The sequence below is a fragment of the Escherichia sp. AM3 genome (genome assembly GCF_032029835.1).
GTDB lineage: Bacteria > Pseudomonadota > Gammaproteobacteria > Enterobacterales > Enterobacteriaceae > Escherichia > Escherichia coli.
Genome location: NZ_JAVUPQ010000883.1, coordinates 1 through 285 on the forward strand (window position 1 = coordinate 1; position 285 = coordinate 285).

Consider the following 285-nt stretch of genomic DNA (forward strand, 5'->3'; position numbering starts at 1 on the left):
GTGATCGACGCGGAAGCCAAAGCCAACATTGAAAATCACATTCAGACCATGCGTGCCAAAGGCCGTCCGGTGTTCCAGGCGGTGCGCGAGAACAGCGAAGATGCCCGCGAGTGGCAGACCGGCACCTTCGTGCCGCCAACGCTGATTGAGCTGGCAAGCTTCGACGAGCTGAAAAAAGAGGTCTTCGGTCCGGTACTGCACGTGGTGCGCTACAACCGTAACAACCTCAACGAGCTGATCGATCAGATCAACGCCTCGGGTTACGGCCTGACGCTTGGCGTGCAT

Annotated in this window: 1 protein-coding gene; it reads left to right on the forward strand. The window is 58.2% G+C overall.

The window, feature by feature from the left end; translation table 11 throughout:
- The coding region (locus RTW80_RS28865; protein ID WP_312721533.1) for an aldehyde dehydrogenase family protein at positions 1-285 on the forward strand (285 nt) is incomplete at both ends.